The organism is Rhizobium sp. AP16 (assembly GCF_000281735.1).
In the GTDB taxonomy this organism is placed as follows: domain Bacteria; phylum Pseudomonadota; class Alphaproteobacteria; order Rhizobiales; family Rhizobiaceae; genus Rhizobium; species Rhizobium rhizogenes.
This window is the reverse complement of record NZ_AJVM01000095.1, coordinates 47,477-63,517: the sequence shown is the minus strand read 5'-3', so window position 1 is coordinate 63,517 and position 16,041 is coordinate 47,477. Positions and strand designations below refer to the sequence as shown.

The window sequence follows — 16,041 nt, the reverse complement described above, 5'->3', positions numbered from 1 at the left end:
GTCGCGCCGGGTCGGTAGTATAACACCTCCTCCTGGAGGGGGGAGGTCGCCGCAAAGCGGCGGGTGGGGGTGACAATTGGCTGGCTGCAGAGGTTGCCGCGATCACCCCACCCCGGACCTTTGGTCCGACCATCCCCCTTAAGGGGAGGGTGCTTGTGGCCGCATAGAGATTTTCTATTTCAATAGGTTAGAGATCGCCTATGCCAAGAAACCCTCCAAACTTGATCGCTTCAAAATCGCGAACAGTCGCCGCCTGCGCGCTGGTTCAACCGATGCCGAGACGAAGCTTGGAAGCATTTGTGGCGCATCCCCATCGAAGGCACGCATTTTCGACGCCAAGTTCCGATTGGGCGCTATTTCGCTGATTTCGCCTGCCACCAGATAGGTTTGATTATCGAACTCGACGGCAGCCAGCACGCGGAAGATGCGGCAAGGCGTTATGATGCCGAGCGCACGGCATTTCTCGAACATCAGGGCTATCACGTCGCCCGGTTTTGGATTGCCGAGGTAACGGATGAGATTGAGGCTGTTCTGGATACGATATTTGCCATTGTGCAGCAGCGGCAAATTTTGCTAGCAGAGGCCGACCATTTTCACCACACTCCGGCACACCGTGCCGACCCTCTCTCTCAAGGGGAGGGTGAGGAACATTGACATGCCCGATCTCCTTCTCGAACTCCGCTCCGAGGAAATTCCCGCCCGTATGCAGCGCAAGGCTGCCGGCGATCTGAAGAAGCTGGTGACCGACGCTCTGGTCGAGGCTGGTCTGTCCTATGAGGGCGTGCGCGAATATTGGACGCCGCGACGTCTGACGCTGGATATTCGCGGCGTGACGGCGCGCTCCGCCGATGTGCGCGAGGAGCGCAAGGGGCCGCGCACCGACGCCAACGAAAAGGCGATCGAAGGCTTTTTGCGCGGCGCTGGTCTGTCGTCCGTTTCCGAAGCACAGGTGCAGAGCGATCCGAAGAAGGGCGATTTCTACGTTGCTGTCATCTCCAAGCCCGGCCGTGCCGCCGAGGAGATCGTTGCCGACGTCATGCCCTGGATCATCCGCGATTTTCCGTGGCCGAAATCGATGCGCTGGGGCAAAGCGTCGGCCAAGCCCGGCTCGCTGCGCTGGGTGCGCCCGCTTCAGTCGATCGTCTGCACGTTCGGCACAGAGCATGAAGAAACGGTGGTCATCCCCTTCGAAATCGACGGCATCGTCGCCTCGAACGTGACCTACGGCCACCGCTTCCATGCGCCGGGCCCGATCACCGTCAAGCGTTTCGACGATTACGTGTCCAGCCTGGACAAGGCCAAGGTCATTCTTGATGCCGAGCGCCGCAAGGATATCATCCTGCATGACGCCCGCGACATCGCCTTTGCCAACGGTTTGGAACTGGTCGAGGACGAGGGCCTGCTGGAAGAGGTGTCCGGCCTGGTGGAATGGCCGCAGGTGTTGATGGGGTCCTTCGAAGAGGATTACCTGTCGATCCCCTCGGAAATCATCCGCCTGACCATCAAAACCAACCAGAAGTGTTTCGTCACCCGCCGGCAAGACTCCCACCTCCCCCTTAACGGGGGAGGTCGCAGCGAAGCTGCGGGTGGGGGTGACCCCTTGCTCCAACAAAATCACCCCACCCCGGCACTTCGTGCCAACCCTCCCCCTCAAGGGGAGGGTGCGCTCTCCAATCGCTTCATCCTCGTCTCCAACATTCAGGCGACGGATGGCGGCAAGGAGATCATCCACGGCAACGGCAAGGTCGTGCGCGCCCGTCTTTCCGACGCGCTGCATTTCTGGAAGCGCGACCAGGGCGATCTGCCGGACCTCGAAACGCTGGAGGCCTCCGCTGCGAAATTCGGCCTCGATCTGAAGAAGCCGCTCGACCAGCGCATGGCCAAGCTCGACGCGCTGAACGTCACCTTCCATGCCAAGCTCGGCAGCCAGGGCGAACGCGTTGCCCGCATTCGTACGCTGGCGGCCGAACTCGCCAAGATCACCGGCGCCGATCCGCTCAAGGTCGACCGCGCGGCCGTGCTCGCCAAGGCCGACCTGCGCACTGAAGCCGTTGGCGAATTCCCCGAGCTTCAGGGTCTCATGGGCCGCAAATATGCGGCGCTGCAGGGTGAAGACGCTTCCGTCGCCGCTGCTATCGAGGATCATTACAAGCCGCAAGGTCCGTCCGACCGCGTGCCGGACGACAAGGTGGCAATCACCGTGGCGCTGGCCGACAAGCTGGACACGCTGATGGGCTTCTGGGCGATCGACGAAAAGCCCACCGGTTCGAAGGACCCCTATGCGCTGCGTCGTGCGGCTTTGGGCGTCGTCCGCATTCTGCTGGAGCGCAAGGTTCGGCTGCCGCTGCTGGCGGTGACGAAGGATGCAGACCTTCTCGCCTTCTTCCACGACCGTCTGAAGGTCTATCTCCGCGATCAGGGCGCCCGTTACGACCTCATCGAATCTGTGCTGACGCCGGAGGCTGACGATCTCCTGATGGTCGCCCGCCGCGTCGAGGCGCTGACGGCCTTCATTACCTCGGAAGACGGCAAGAACCTGCTCGCCGGCACCAAGCGCGCCACGCAGCTCCTCGCCGCCGAGGAAAAGAAGGGCACCGTCGTTGCCGATGGCGTTTCCGAAAGCCTGTTGACGCTCGATGCCGAAAAAGACCTTTTCGCCGCCGTCACCAAGGCTTCGGCCGAAGCCGCCAACGCGATAGTCGGTGAAGACTTCCGCTCCGCTATGGCGGCACTTTCGACGCTGCGCGCGCCGGTCGACCGCTTCTTCGGGGATGTCCTCGTCAACGACGAAGACGCCGCCATCCGCGCCAACCGTCTGGCGCTGCTGCGCCTGATCCGCGAGGCAACGGGGACGGTTGCCGACTTCTCGAAGATTGCGGGGTAAGAAAGGGAGGCGCGATGACCGGAAAAATCCTCGTCAGCGCCTGCCTCATGGGCCACGCCGTCCGCTATGACGGTCGCGCCAAGCCACTTGTTCATCCGGCCATCGACCGATGGCGCGAAGAAGGGCGTCTCGTGACCATCTGTCCGGAGATGTCGGCCGGAATGGTCGTGCCCCGGCCTCCGGCTGAAATTGTTGTGGGAGCAACGGGCGAGGATGTGCTTGCAGGCACGGCGCGCGTGATGGAAATCAGCGGCGGCGATGTCACCGAAGGGTTTCGGCAAGCTGCCGAGAACGCCTTGACGCTCGCCAAGGAAACCGGCTGCCGCTATGCTCTGCTCATCGATGGCAGCCCGTCCTGTGGTTCGGGCTTCACCTACGACGGCACCTTTTCCGGCGGCCGGCATCCGGGCGATGGCGTCACAGCAGCCTTGCTGAAGCGGGCCGGCATCGAGGTCTATTCCGATCATGAAATCGACCGGCTGGTCGAGCGGATTGCCGCCGCCGAGTAATCCTCTTCGATATCTGGACAAAGAAAAACCGCCGGGTGTGCCCGGCGGTTTGTCATGCCCGTTGCGGCGTAGCCTATGCGGCGCGCCGAGTCTGTGCAACGGGGCGGCTGTCGCTGACGTGGAAGCCGCGGATCAGGCCGAGCAGGTCCTCGGTGTCGGCGGCGAGCGTTTCGGCCGATGCCGTCGTCTCCTCCGCCATGGCGGCGTTCTGCTGCGTGGCGGCGTCGAGTTGGTTCATCGACGACGAGATTGAGCGCAGCGTCGTATCCTGCTCGGAGGCGCTGTGGGCGATCTTCGAGACGATCTCGTTGGCCGCTTTGATCTGGTCGGAGATGCGCTTCAGCGCTTCGCCGGCCTCGCCGACAAGGCGGACACCTTGGTCAACCTGGCCGGAGGAGCGGGCGATCTGGTCCTTGATCTCCTTGGCGGCTGCCGCGGACCGTTGGGCCAGTTCGCGCACTTCCTGGGCGACGACGGCAAAGCCCTTGCCGGATTCGCCGGCGCGAGCCGCCTCGACCCCGGCGTTGAGCGCCAGAAGGTTGGTCTGGAAGGCGATTTCGTCGATGACGCCGATGATCTTGCTGATCTCCGTGGACGACTTTTCGATACCGCTCATCGCCTCGATCGCCTGGGCAACCACGGCGTCGCTGCGTGACGCCTCGGTGCTGACGGCGTGAACGCGCTTGCTGGCCTCATGCGCGCCTTCCGCCGTCTGGCGGACAGCGACGGTAAGCTCGTCGAGTGCCGCCGAGGTTTCTTCCAGGCTGGCGGCCTGGCGCTCGGTGCGCTGCGACAGTTCGTTGGAGGCACGGCGGATCTCTTCCTTGCTGACGCCGATGTCGTTGCCCTTGGCATTGACCCGACCCATGGCGGCCTCGAGATGGGAGAGCGCCTCGTTGAAGTTGTTGCGCAGGCCGGCATAGCTGATGCCGATATCGTCGCAGCGCACGGTCAGGTCGCCCCGTGCGAGTTGCTCCAGCGCCTTGCCGATGGTCGAGACGACGCGGGCCTGTTCTTCGGCCTCGTCCTGCTGTTGACGCAGGTTCTGTTGGCGCTCGGCGTTGATTTCCTCATCCTGCGCGACCTGGCGTTCGGTCAATGCATGACGCTCGCGGATCTTCTCCTGCAGCGCCAGAGTGGCCTTGGCCATCAAGCCGATCTCGTTGCGCATGCCGGCATGCGGTATGGTGATTTTCACGTCCTCGTCGGCAACGGCCTTGAGCGCAGCGTGAACCTCGGTGAGCGGTTTGGTGATGCCGCGGATCACGACAAAAGCAGCACCGAGCACTACGATGAAGAGCGCGAGGGTGGACCACAAGGTCGTCCAGATCTTCGCCTCGACCTGCGCGCCGAGGTCGTCCATGTAGACGCCGGTAACGACAACGACCTTCCAGGGCTCGAAGGCGCGGGCATAGGCGGTTTTGGGGAACATGGCATCGGCCGGCTGGCCGGGTTTGTTGGCGTAGAAGTCGGAGAGGCCGCCGCCTTGCTGGCCGAGTTTGACCAGTTCCTCACGATAATAGTGGCCCTTCGGGTCGGGTTGTCCCTTCAGGCTCAGGCCGATTTTCGACTTGTCATAATGGAAGACCATGTTGACGTCGTAGTCATAGCCGAAGAGATAGCCGTCTGGCGTATATTTCATGCTGTTGACGACGGCATAGGCCTGGGCCTTGGCTTGTTCTTCGGTCAGCTTGCCAGCCTGCTCCTGAGCATAATAGAAATTCAGCACGGAAATGCCGGATTCCACCTGCGTACGCAGCATTTCGTAACGCTCGCTATAGATCGCGTCGGCCGATGAGCGGATTTGCAGATAGGTTGCCACGGCGAAAACGGCCATAAGCACGCCCAGAAGGGCAAAGAGCTGATGTGCGATCTTGAGATTCTTCATAGTGCCTCGCAACAGGGTAAGGTGATACCGGCGCGGTTTCCTACCGCCTGTGCGATCGTCTGAGAGAGTCCCAATACGCTTGCCGCTGCTCGAAAAGACATGCTGCTGTCCGGTTCAAGTAAACTCGCGTTTTATGTCTAATAAAGATTTAATCAAAACAGCGGGATCGGCAATTAAGTGGCCTTGAGCGTGAGATATGTTGCGCCGCGATAAATAATGTTGAACCAATTTCAATATTATCTTGAGCCGCAAGCAAAGCGTCCGCGCTTTGTCCATGAAAAACGAATGCGCCCCTGCTTCTCTTCAGGGGCGCATTGGTCCGCCTTGCGGCGGACCCCGTCGACCGAAACTTTGGCCGGGCGGGGCAGGGAACTGGATCGGACAGCTATTTTACTGGCGAAGCTGGAAGCCGGAGAGGTCGAGCGGTGCAGGCTCCTGCGTCCGGGCGTGCTTGGGCAGGGCCGCGGTCTTTGCGGTCATGTCGATGCCGTCGGGCGCTGTGTTCGCGGCCGCCAGCGCCTCGGGCGTCGGCTTGGAGATGAAGACGACCGGCGAGCCGCCCATCCAGGCCTCGGTACGCACCACCTTCTTCTGGCCGTCGACGTCGCGGATGACGATGGATTGCGTGCCCGGCGTCAGTTCCGGCACCACATAGTCCTTCTTGACGATTTGCGGCTTGATGGCCGGGCAATCGGTGCAGACCTTGTCGAGGATGCTGCCGCCGCCTGTCTGCGTCTTGCTGTCGATGGGTTGGATCGACGACGCCATGGCCGAGCCGGCGGCCAGCACGCATGCCAAGGTCAGGAAGAAGGGACGCATAACTACCACTCCGTCTTATCGTGACCGAGAGATTAGCGCGTCTTTGTTTCCATCCCGTCAGGAGATTAGGTAAAAGTTTAGTGGAGACGAGAATTCGGAACAGGCTTTGCGTTTACGTTTTCAGGCTTTTTCCCGCGCGATGGCCTGCCAGCCGATGTCGCTACGATTGAAGCCGTTTTCCCACTCTACCTTGCTGGCAAGGGCATAGGCGCGCTTCTGCGCCTCGCTAACGGTCCTGCCGGTGGCGGTGACGTTCAGCACCCGACCGCCGGTCGCAACCAGCGCGCCATCCTTCAGCGCCGTGCCGGCATGAAACACCTTGGCGCCCTCGCTATCGGCGGGCAGCGCCGCGATCGGCGTGTTCTTGGCATAGGAACCGGGATAGCCCTTCGAGGCCATGACCACGGACAGCGCCACGTCGTCGCTCCATTCCGCGTCGACCTGATCCAGCGTGCCGTTGGCGCACGCCAGAAGCAGCGGCAGCAGGTCGCTCTTTAGCCGCATCATCAGCACCTGGCATTCCGGATCGCCGAAGCGGACATTGTATTCGATCAGTTCTGGCCCTTTCGCGGTGATCATCAGCCCGGCGAAGAAGACGCCGGAGAAGGGATAGCCGCTTTCGGCCATGCCGCGCATTGTCGGCTCGATGATCTCCTTCATGGTCCGCTCGACCATCTCCGCCGTCATCACAGGAGCGGGAGAATAGGCGCCCATACCGCCGGTGTTCGGGCCGGTATCGCCGTCGCCGACACGCTTGTGGTCCTGGGCGGTGGCAAGCGCCAGGGCATGCTTGCCGTCACTAAGGCAGAAGAAGCTGGCCTCCTCGCCATCGAGATAGGCTTCGATCACCACTTCGGCACCGGCCTCGCCAAATGCACCCTCGAAGCAGTCATCGACCGCGGCAAGCGCCTCGTCGACCGTCATGGCGACCGTCACACCCTTGCCGGCGGCAAGCCCGTCTGCCTTGACGACGATCGGCGCACCTTGCTCACGGATATAGACTTTGGCTTTCGGCGCATTGTTGAAGCGTTGGTAGGCGCCGGTCGGGATATTATAGCGGGCGCAGATATCCTTGGTGAAACCCTTGGAGCCCTCGAGCTGAGCGGCGGCCGTGGATGGGCCGAATACAGCAATACCCGCGGCGCGTAGTGCATCGGCGATACCCGCGACCAGCGGTGCCTCCGGGCCGACGACGACGAAGTCGATGGCCTTTTCCTTGCAGAAGGCGACAACCGCGCCATGGTCCTCGATGTCGAGGGCGGCAAGCGTCGCATATTCGGCAATGCCGGGATTGCCGGGCGCGGCATAGAATTCCGTCATCAGCGGCGATTGCGCCAGTTTCCAGGCCAGCGCATGCTCGCGTCCGCCCGATCCGATTAACAGAACTTTCATGGCTTGCCCTCTTCATTAGGTTCTTGTGCGCGGTTAAGGGGGCAGAGCCCAAAGGTCAAGCGGCAAATCCTGTGGAGGCGTGGGCAGCAACATTGCCCTGCCTTTTTATCTCGCTAAAGCGGGACGCTGGTTTTCGAATCGCGATCCCTCCCGGTTGTCCGGATCGGCGATCTCGTCCGAAACCGTTTCGTACTTTCCGGGATCACGCCTATGGTCCCGCCACCGAGTTCAGTTCAGAGAGACATATGGCCGCCGACATTCGCTCCCTTGCCGCAACTATTGCCAACGAGATCAATTCGCGCCCCGATCAGGCCAAGGCCGCGATCGAGCTTCTCGACGAAGGCGCGACGGTGCCGTTCATCGCCCGCTATCGCAAGGAAGTGACCGGCGGTCTCGATGACGGCCAGTTGCGCACGCTGGCGGAACGCCTTGTCTATCTGCGCGAGCTCGAAGCCCGCCGGTCCGCCATCGTCGAGTCGATCAACGGCCAGGGCAAGATGACCGACGAGCTGATGCACAAGATCGCCGTCGTCGCTACCAAGGCCGAGCTGGAAGACCTTTACCTGCCCTATAAGCAGAAGCGCCGCACCCGCGCCGAGATCGCCAGGGAGCGCGGCCTCGGTCCGCTTGCCGATACCATTCTTGCCGACCGCTCCAAGGAGCCGGCTACTCTGGCCGAGGGCTTTCTCACCGCCGACGTGCCTGATGTGAAGACGGCGCTTGAAGGCGCGCGCGATATCATCGCCGAAGGTATTGCCGAAAATGCCGACCTGCTCGGTAAGCTACGCACCTACATGAAAACCAATGCCGCACTGAAGGCCAAGGTCGTCGACGGCAAGCAGGAAGCGGGCGCGAAATTCTCCGACTATTTCGACCATCAGGAACGCTGGGCAACCGCCCCCGGCCACCGCGCGCTTGCCATGCTGCGCGGCTGGAACGAAGAGGTGCTGACGCTGACCATCGAGATCGACGTTGATGCCGTCTCGCCGAACAAGCCGGTCGAGCGAATGGTCGCCACGACCTACGAGATCGGCTCGAGCCGTCCCGGCGACCGCTGGCTGACGGAGGTCGCGAGCTGGACCTGGCGTGTGAAGCTCTCCATGTCGCTGTCGCTCGATCTGATGCGGGAGCTGCGCGAGCGCGCCGAGGAGGAGGCGATCCACGTCTTCGCCCGCAATCTGAAGGATCTGCTGCTGGCGGCGCCTGCCGGCTCGCGCGCGACCATGGGCCTCGATCCCGGCATCCGCACAGGCGTCAAGGTCGCCGTGGTCGACGGCACCGGTAAGGTGCTGGAGACGACGACGGTCTATCCGTTCCCACCGAGGAACGATGTGCGAGGCACGCAGGCGACCCTGGCGGCGCTGGTCCGCAAGCACAATGTCGAGCTGATCTCGATCGGCAACGGCACCGGCAGCCGCGAGACGGAAAAGCTGGTGGCGGATATGCTCGCCGACCTGCCGGCCCCGAAACCGACCAAGGTTATCGTTTCCGAAGCGGGCGCCTCCGTCTATTCGGCCTCAGAGACCGCGGCGCTGGAATTCCCAGGCCTCGACGTCTCGCTGCGCGGCGCCGTCTCCATCGCCCGCCGTTTGCAGGATCCGTTGGCCGAGCTGGTCAAGATCGAGCCGAAATCGATCGGCGTCGGCCAATACCAGCACGATGTCGATCAGCTGAAGCTGTCGCGCTCACTGGATGCTGTCGTGGAAGACGCGGTGAACGCCGTCGGCGTCGATCTGAATACGGCATCCGCGCCGCTGCTCGCCCGGGTCTCCGGCCTCGGGCCGTCGATTGCCGATGCGATTGTCAAGCATCGCGACGGCGAGGGTCGTTTCGAGACGCGGCGTGATCTCCTGAAAGTCGCCCGCCTCGGTCAGCGTACCTTCGAGCAATGCGCCGGCTTCCTGCGCATCCCCAATGGCAAGGAGCCGCTCGACGCCTCCTCCGTGCATCCGGAAGCCTATGGCGTCGCCAAGAAGATCGTTGCTGCCTGCGGCCGCGATCTGCGCAGCCTGATGGGTGATGCGACTGCGCTGAAGGCGGTCGACCCGCGCCAATTCATCGACGAAAAATTCGGCCTGCCAACGGTGCGCGACATCATCGCCGAGCTGGAAAAGCCGGGTCGCGACCCGCGCCCGAGCTTCAAGACCGCGACCTTCGCGGAGGGGATCAATGAGATCAGCGACCTCAAGCCCGGCATGCTGCTGGAGGGTACGGTAACCAACGTCGCCGCCTTCGGCGCCTTCGTCGATATCGGCGTTCACCAGGACGGCCTTGTGCATGTCTCGCAGCTTGCCGATCGCTTTGTGAAAGACCCGCACGAGATCGTCAAGGCGGGCGATGTCGTGAAAGTGAAGGTTGTGGACGTCGACGCCAAGCGGAAGCGAATCAGTCTGACGATGCGCAAGGATGGCGGCGCTGAGGCGGCCCCGGCTGCGCGTGAGTCGCGAGAGCAAAATGGCGCGCGCAACGCAGGCGGTAAGAACAATAGTCGTCCGAATACCCCTCAGCAGGGTAGTTTCGGTGCCGCTCTGGCGGACGCATTCAAGCGAAAATAAGTACTTAGCACGAATTATTGCAAGAATATCACACTCCGGCGGCGTTGTTGCCGGAGTGCCACAGAGTGCAAAAAGCTGCGCTTGCCACAATGTTCTGAGGCGCTAAAGTTAGCGCTATTGTCATGTCATAACATTCGAGGCGTCCATGGCGTCGGCACTGTTCTCTCTTGTCAAAAAACTGGTCCGTAAAGGCTCCCTGAAACTTACGCTTGCTTCCGGCGAGACGCACATGATCGGCGATGGATCCGGCGAAACAGTCGCCGTCCGCATCGCCGACCAACAGGCGGAGGACGCGGTCGCTCGCGATCCGACGCTGAAGCTCGGCGAAATGTATATGGAAGGGCGCTTCATTCTTGAGCAGGGGGATATCTATGATTTCCTCGCGCTGGTGAAGCAGAATACCACCAACGAAATCTTTGATATGCGTATGGCGACGCTGCTGATCGGCCGCATCGTCTGGCAGCAGCTCAAGAGCCGTTCGCCGATCAACCGCAACAAATACAATGTTGCGCATCACTACGATCTCTCGGCCAAGCTGTTCGATCTGTTCCTCGACGAGGATTGGCAATATTCCTGCGCCTATTTCGTGCCACCGGGTATCAGCCTGGACGAGGCACAGGTGGCCAAGAAGCGCCATATCGCCGCCAAGCTGCTGGTCGAGCCCGGCCAGCGTGTTCTGGAGATCGGCTCTGGCTGGGGAGGCATGGGCATGTATCTTGCCGAAGCCAATCCCGGCCTCGATTTTACCGGCATTACGCTGAGCGAAGAGCAGCTCAAGGTCTCGCGTGAACGCGCCGCCAAGCGCGGCCTGTCCGATCGCGTCCGCTTCGAGCTGCAGGATTACCGCTATCTGAAGGACAGGAAGTTCGACCGCATCGTCTCGGTCGGCATGTTCGAGCATGTCGGCATCGGCGATTACCGCAAATACTTCAACAAGGTTTCGGAGCTGCTCGACGACAACGGCGTCATGCTGCTGCATTCCATCGCCCGTCCGAAGCCAAGCTTTGCGACCAACGCCTTCATCGAGAAGTATATCTTCCCGGGCGGCTATATCCCCTCGGTCGGCGAGACCCTGCCGCCGCTGGAAAAGGCCGGGCTCTTGGTCAAGGATGTCGAAATCCTGCCGATGCACTATGCCCATACGCTAAGGCACTGGCGCAACCGCTTCGTGGCGCGCAAGGCCGAGGCCGTGGCGCTTTACGATGAGAACTTCTTCCGTATGTGGGAGTTCTACCTGGCCGGCTCGGAAATGGGCTTCCGCTGGGATGAGCTTTTCATCATGCAGATCCAAATCACCAAGAACCAGTTCGCGGTTCCCGACAACCGCAACTATATCGGCGAGCGTGAGGCGAAGCTCAGGGAATTCGAGGCGACCCGGGCGCCGCTTGAGAAGATCGTGTTCTGAAGGTTTGTCATCGTTTGGAAGGTTGCGCCGGCCGCATGGAGAACATGGGGCCGGCGTTTTGTCATTGTATGGCCAAACATCGAGCCGCTATTTGACCACCTTGATCGCAACATCAGTCGTCAGTCCTGGCCGGCGAAAGGTCGCTCGGTCGGAGCCGACAAACCCTGGATCGGATCGGTAGAAAACGACGGCACCTTCCACCGATTTTTGGCGGCACGCTGGACTGGAACCCTCGGTTATTGCTTTTGGGCGACCTGAGTGAACTTCAAAACTGATGTTACCATGATCTGGGTATCTGATAGTTTCCGGATAAGTGTAGTATGTATTTTTGCAATCTTTTGTTGCAGAAAACATGATTACGAGCGATGTTTTTTTGCCCGAGACGGCCGTTATCGCACGTTGTTCCTGCCTCGTTCCGCCGAACGGCGCGCTGACGCAGCCTGAAAGCGCTAGGCCAGTGACGGCGAGCAAGATACTGCCGCGGACCAGATAGCTGTTTTGCATTTTGTCCCCTTTCGAAAGCGAACACCGAACCATGGCCTCATAGTTCTGTGTTCGATTTTCGACCTCGCCGCCGCCTCACTCCTGCGGATGTGATACGGCGATGGTCCAGTTACTTGCCGACATGAACCGCGAATGTTCTGTCTTGCACTGTGCCGTCTGTATTCAGCCCTGTGAGACGGACCGTGAATTGATCGGTTCCGGCGAAGCCGGGGTTGGAGGTGTAGAAGATATTGTTTCCTTGGACAGGTTTGCCGCTGCAAAGGTAGGCGTTGCTGTCCTTGGGAAACTTTGATGCAACCGGACCATGCTCGACCTCGACCTTACCATGGGCAGGTTGCTTGATGATGCCGGTATAGGGAAAGCCTGCAAAGGTACAATCCGGCTTCACCAGCGAAGCGCCTGTGATCCGTGTCTTCTTGCCGGGCGCAACCCTGCCTGAAAACTGGCTTTGCTTGGCGCCGCCAATTGGCGCGGACACGCAGCCTGAAAGCGCCATGCCGACGCTGAGAAACGCGCCGAGATAAATCAAAGATCCGGGTTTCATTCCACTCTCTCGTTTAATCTTTATATTGGAAATTCATTGTTTATGCCTGAGCCCTGGGGGACACCCTTGATTGAGTAGCGCATGCCAAAATTAAATCGCTGCGACAGATCGGCGCAAGCTGGAAGCCAATGCAAGTCGCGTTGAAAATTGTGCCGTCGATCACGCATTCGGCAGCGCTTGGTTAAGGGAGCGGTAATGCGATCCGGATAATTTGAGACAACTCTCGGAGCGTGTGTATGGCTCCGTTGTATTGCGTATCAAGGAGTTGCATGTGTTTGCGAAGTCGCGTCTATTTTTCACCCTCGGCTTGTTCGTCGCGTCCGCTGGGGCGGCTTCGGCCGGAGACGGCCAGTACTTCTGGTCGGGTAACTGGTACCTAAGCGTCGGTGCGGCCGGTTTCTCGGCGCCCAAGTTCGAAGGCAGCAAGCACAATAAACTGCAGTGGTCGCCGTTGATCTCTGTCGGCAAGCAGGGTCCGGGGCCACGCTTCTCCTCGCGCAACGACAATCCGTCCTTTGCCTTGATCGAGAGTGACGCCTTCCGCGCCGGTATCGTCGGCAAGTTCGTGCCGAGCCGAGACAGCAGCGATGGTCGCGAGCTGAGGGGCCTGAAGAAGGTAAAGTGGGGCCTTGAGGCCGGCGGCTTTGCCGAGGCCTATCCGACCGACTGGCTGCGCGCCCGCGTCGAAGTCCGCCAGGGCATTCGTGCCCATAGCGGCATTGTTGCCGATGCCGCCGTCGACGCCTTCGTCGATATCACGCCGGAACTGCGCCTGTCCGGCGGTCCGCGCATGACGCTCGCCTCCAACGATTATTTCAACACCTACTACGGCGTCGATGCACGGACGGCGGCGGCATCCGGCCTCAGCCGCTACAATCCGGGCGGCGGGGTGAAATCCGTCGGTGCCGGCGGCGCATTGACGTGGAAACCGTCCGAGAACTGGACCACCAGTACTTTCCTGGAATACACGCGTCTTACCGGCCCGGCCGGTGACAGCAGCCTTGTGCGCGAGCGTGGCGATCGCAATCAGCTGCTGGTCGGCGTCTCCGCCAGCTACAAGTTCAATTTCACGATGAACTGAGAAAAGCGCGGGGCTGCGGCCCCGCCGCTTGACCGCGGGCGGCGGATATCACTACTACTCGCCTATGCAAAAGACAGGTGATATCAACGGGCGCGTCGCCGACGCGCCGTCCGGCAACTGGGTTTACCGCATCCTGCCCCCGGTGCTTTGGCCCTATGCGCAGCTCGCGCGCTGGGACAGGCCGATCGGCTGGCAGCTCTTGATGTGGCCGTGCTTCTGGTCGGCGGCTCTTGCCGCCAATGCCGCCGCCGCAGTGGGGCAGTCGCCCGGCTTTCTGGTGGTCTACCACCTCATCCTCTATTTCATCGGCGCGGTCGCCATGCGCGGCGCCGGCTGCACCTATAATGATCTGGTCGATCACAAGATCGACATGGAAGTGGCCCGCACACGCTCGCGTCCGCTGCCGTCGGGCCGCGTGACGCGCTTCCAGGCCAAGGTCTTTATCGCGCTACAGGCGCTGGTCGGGCTGCTGGTGCTTTTGCAGTTCAACTGGTTCGCCGTCATTCTCGGCGTCTTGTCGCTCGCCATCGTCGCGCTCTATCCGTTTGCCAAGCGCTTTACCGACTGGCCGCAGTTTTTCTTGGGGCTCGCCTTTTCCTGGGGCGCGCTGATGGGCTGGGCCGGGCTGTTCGGCAGCCTGTCGCTTGCGCCCATCATGCTTTATGCAGCCGCCATCCTGTGGACGATCGGTTACGACACGATCTACGCCCATCAGGACAAGGAGGATGACGAGCTGATCGGCGTGCGCTCCACCGCCCGGCTCTTCGGCGACAAGACCCGCCTCTGGCTGATTGGCCTCTACGGTGTCGCGCTGGTGCTGATGCTACTGTCCTTCGCGCTGGCGGGGGCGGGATGGCTCTCCTATGTCGGCCTTCTCGTTGCCGGCGGCATGTTCGCCTATCAGATCGCCGTGCTCGACATCAACAATGGGGAGCAGTGCCTGGCGCTGTTCAAATTCAACGGCAAGGTCGGCCTTATTATCTTCGCCGGCCTATTCCTGTCGTTCCTGTTTCTTGTTGCCTGATGAAAACGAGCCGGATTGCCGTCACATAACCAGCGATGGGTGCTTGCCATGGCGTGCGATGTCCGACCGGCTCGCGAAAGTGATGCGAATGCCATCAGCGCGGTGATCCTGTCCGCGCTTCGCGAAACCAACGCGAAAGACTATTCGCAGGATATCATCGCCCGTGTCACGCAGAGTTTCAGCCCCGCCGCGGTGCGAAAGCTTATGGTCAGCCGGACGGTTCTCGTCGCGATGAAAGGCGGGGATGTGGTCGGCACCGCCAGCCTCGATGGTGCTGTGGTCCGCACGGTGTTCGTTTCCCCTTCGGTGCAAGGTCAGGGGACCGGAACTCGGTTGATGGCCGAGATTGAGCGGATAGCATACATCAAGGGTGTCACGCTCCTAACTGTGCCGTCATCCGTCACCGCAGAAGCTTTCTATGCCAGGCTCGGATTCAAGGCTGTCGAGGATAGTTACCACGGCGATGAGCGGACGATCATCATGGAGCGCTCGCTGCCATAACGAAATCGGCCGCAGGGCTGATGCCCCACGACCGATGTCTGACGAATACCAGGATATCAATCCCAGCCGCTTTCAACGCCGCGCGATGATCTCGCGGCCTTCGATCTTCATCTTGAGGCCCAGCGAACCGGTCGAGCGGCGCACCAGGAAGCGCGGACGGCGCTCGGCGAAATAGGAGTGGCGGCGGCGCGGCTGGGTATCGCGGGCGGCGACCCCACCCAGATGCTCTTCCAGCGGACGGGCAACGCCATCGGCTTCGATCATCAGCATCGGAATGCGGAAGGCTTCCGACCACGAGCGCCAGTCGGCGGCGATGTCGCTCAGGTCATGGGCAACGAGGAGAGGGATGCAGAGATCCGGATCGGAATGATGCAATTCCAGCGTCACGGTGACTTCGCCGTCGCCATGATCGATGGCGCGGGCGGCAACACCCATGAAGGCGCGTTTCGGCAGGGCGACGGACAGCGGCAGGCCGCTGGACGGGAGGATCTTGCGCAGCACCGCGCCGCGCTCGTCGATCGTGATGGTGACGTCACCCTCGGCACCCCGCATGGCGTAGCTGACCTGTTGCGGGAAGCGCGCCGGATCAAGCCGCAGTGTGTTTCCAGCCCAATCGGGCTTCAGGACGGTATTTGTCATCTAATCTCTACCCTTGCTTTACCTGAGAGCCGGTTTTCCGGTCTTCTTACGGAGAACGTCATGTCCTCTCGTTGGGTTCAGATTAGGCGGCGTCCCTTCCAGACAGCTTAAAAATTGCGGTTAAGAAAACTTTGCGTCCTCAAATGGTTAGCAAAACCGAATCGATCAGGGTTTCCATAAAGTGAATGCACGGCGCAGGCAGAGCGTGCCGATCCGGCACACGCAATAGATGAAGTATTGTAAGTCTCGGGTAAGGTTTAACTGCGATACTGTGGAGAGATTCACTGGCTTATATT

Annotated in this window: 14 protein-coding genes; 8 read left to right on the top strand and 6 right to left on the bottom strand. The window is 61.1% G+C overall.

Annotated features, from left to right (window positions below):
* Positions 1–297 precede the first annotated feature (297 nt).
* From PMI03_RS31300 to PMI03_RS30535, 3 genes are read left to right on the top strand one after another with little or no spacing between them, the layout of a single operon-like run.
* A complete protein-coding gene (locus PMI03_RS31300) occupies positions 298–654 on the top strand; it encodes an endonuclease domain-containing protein (protein WP_012651037.1) in 357 nt (118 codons plus the stop codon).
* Position 655: 1 nt separating this feature from the next.
* Complete coding sequence (glyS, locus tag PMI03_RS30540; RefSeq protein ID WP_007703778.1) at positions 656–2,884, top strand: glycine--tRNA ligase subunit beta; 2,229 nt, start codon at positions 656–658, stop codon at positions 2,882–2,884.
* 14 nt (positions 2,885–2,898) lie between these two features.
* A complete protein-coding gene (locus PMI03_RS30535) occupies positions 2,899–3,393 on the top strand; it encodes a DUF523 domain-containing protein (protein ID WP_007703776.1) in 495 nt (164 codons plus the stop codon).
* A gap of 73 nt (positions 3,394–3,466) precedes the next feature.
* Here the strand turns inward: PMI03_RS30535 and PMI03_RS30530 are convergent, their stop codons facing one another.
* The 3 genes from PMI03_RS30530 to purD form a co-directional block, all read right to left on the bottom strand.
* Positions 3,467–5,281 (bottom strand): methyl-accepting chemotaxis protein, encoded by a 1,815-nt coding sequence (locus PMI03_RS30530; protein WP_007703771.1) that lies wholly within the window; start codon positions 5,279–5,281, stop codon positions 3,467–3,469.
* Positions 5,282–5,671: 390 nt separating this feature from the next.
* Positions 5,672–6,100 carry a plant virulence effector HPE1-like domain-containing protein gene (locus PMI03_RS30525; protein WP_007703769.1) on the bottom strand — a complete coding sequence of 143 codons (429 nt, stop codon included), beginning with the start codon at positions 6,098–6,100 and terminating at the stop codon, positions 5,672–5,674.
* Between the two features lie 120 nt (positions 6,101–6,220).
* Entirely contained in the window at positions 6,221–7,492 is a 1,272-nt protein-coding gene (gene purD / locus PMI03_RS30520; protein ID WP_007703767.1) for a phosphoribosylamine--glycine ligase, read from the bottom strand.
* A gap of 245 nt (positions 7,493–7,737) precedes the next feature.
* Between purD and PMI03_RS30515 the strand changes: the two genes are divergently transcribed.
* Together PMI03_RS30515 and PMI03_RS30510 are read left to right on the top strand one after the other, a co-directional pair.
* Positions 7,738–10,047, top strand: coding sequence for a Tex family protein (locus tag PMI03_RS30515; protein WP_007703766.1), 2,310 nt, complete (start codon positions 7,738–7,740; stop codon positions 10,045–10,047).
* A 145-nt stretch (positions 10,048–10,192) separates the two neighbouring features.
* Positions 10,193–11,452: a cyclopropane-fatty-acyl-phospholipid synthase family protein gene (locus PMI03_RS30510; RefSeq protein WP_007703762.1), complete on the top strand. Its 1,260-nt coding sequence runs from the start codon at positions 10,193–10,195 to the stop codon at positions 11,450–11,452.
* A gap of 87 nt (positions 11,453–11,539) precedes the next feature.
* Here PMI03_RS30510 and PMI03_RS31960 read toward each other — a convergent pair whose 3' ends face one another.
* Together PMI03_RS31960 and PMI03_RS30505 are read right to left on the bottom strand one after the other, a co-directional pair.
* Positions 11,540–11,956 (bottom strand): hypothetical protein, encoded by a 417-nt coding sequence (locus tag PMI03_RS31960; RefSeq protein ID WP_131596048.1) that lies wholly within the window; start codon positions 11,954–11,956, stop codon positions 11,540–11,542.
* A 109-nt stretch (positions 11,957–12,065) separates the two neighbouring features.
* Positions 12,066–12,485 (bottom strand): hypothetical protein, encoded by a 420-nt coding sequence (locus PMI03_RS30505; protein ID WP_234907538.1) that lies wholly within the window; start codon positions 12,483–12,485, stop codon positions 12,066–12,068.
* Positions 12,486–12,807: 322 nt separating this feature from the next.
* Here PMI03_RS30505 and PMI03_RS30500 point away from each other — a divergent pair, with 322 nt between their 5' ends.
* The 3 genes from PMI03_RS30500 to PMI03_RS30490 all read left to right on the top strand — a co-directional run bounded on the left by PMI03_RS30500 (position 12,808) and on the right by PMI03_RS30490 (position 15,106).
* Positions 12,808–13,581, top strand: a complete 774-nt coding sequence (locus tag PMI03_RS30500; RefSeq protein WP_178125486.1) for a MipA/OmpV family protein — start codon at positions 12,808–12,810, stop codon at positions 13,579–13,581.
* Positions 13,582–13,645: 64 nt separating this feature from the next.
* A complete protein-coding gene (gene ubiA / locus PMI03_RS30495) occupies positions 13,646–14,605 on the top strand; it encodes a 4-hydroxybenzoate octaprenyltransferase (RefSeq protein ID WP_007703754.1) in 960 nt (319 codons plus the stop codon).
* Positions 14,606–14,653: 48 nt separating this feature from the next.
* Entirely contained in the window at positions 14,654–15,106 is a 453-nt protein-coding gene (locus PMI03_RS30490; RefSeq protein WP_007703752.1) for a GNAT family N-acetyltransferase, read from the top strand.
* Between the two features lie 72 nt (positions 15,107–15,178).
* On the opposite strand, the gene PMI03_RS30485 is transcribed toward PMI03_RS30490, so the two are convergent.
* Positions 15,179–15,745, bottom strand: coding sequence for a DUF6101 family protein (locus PMI03_RS30485; RefSeq protein ID WP_007703751.1), 567 nt, complete (start codon positions 15,743–15,745; stop codon positions 15,179–15,181).
* Positions 15,746–16,041: the final 296 nt, after the last annotated feature.

Coding starts and splice junctions, on each gene's coding strand:
- glyS (WP_007703778.1), top strand. CDS start 656: ATGCCCGATCTCCTTCTCGAACTCCGCTCCGAGGAAATTCCCGCCCGT.
- PMI03_RS30535 (WP_007703776.1), top strand. CDS start 2,899: ATGACCGGAAAAATCCTCGTCAGCGCCTGCCTCATGGGCCACGCCGTC.
- PMI03_RS30530 (WP_007703771.1), bottom strand. CDS start 5,281: ATGAAGAATCTCAAGATCGCACATCAGCTCTTTGCCCTTCTGGGCGTG.
- PMI03_RS30525 (WP_007703769.1), bottom strand. CDS start 6,100: ATGCGTCCCTTCTTCCTGACCTTGGCATGCGTGCTGGCCGCCGGCTCG.
- purD (WP_007703767.1), bottom strand. CDS start 7,492: ATGAAAGTTCTGTTAATCGGATCGGGCGGACGCGAGCATGCGCTGGCC.
- PMI03_RS30515 (WP_007703766.1), top strand. CDS start 7,738: ATGGCCGCCGACATTCGCTCCCTTGCCGCAACTATTGCCAACGAGATC.
- PMI03_RS30510 (WP_007703762.1), top strand. CDS start 10,193: ATGGCGTCGGCACTGTTCTCTCTTGTCAAAAAACTGGTCCGTAAAGGC.
- PMI03_RS31960 (WP_131596048.1), bottom strand. CDS start 11,956: ATGCAAAACAGCTATCTGGTCCGCGGCAGTATCTTGCTCGCCGTCACT.
- ubiA (WP_007703754.1), top strand. CDS start 13,646: ATGCAAAAGACAGGTGATATCAACGGGCGCGTCGCCGACGCGCCGTCC.
- PMI03_RS30490 (WP_007703752.1), top strand. CDS start 14,654: ATGGCGTGCGATGTCCGACCGGCTCGCGAAAGTGATGCGAATGCCATC.
- PMI03_RS30485 (WP_007703751.1), bottom strand. CDS start 15,745: ATGACAAATACCGTCCTGAAGCCCGATTGGGCTGGAAACACACTGCGG.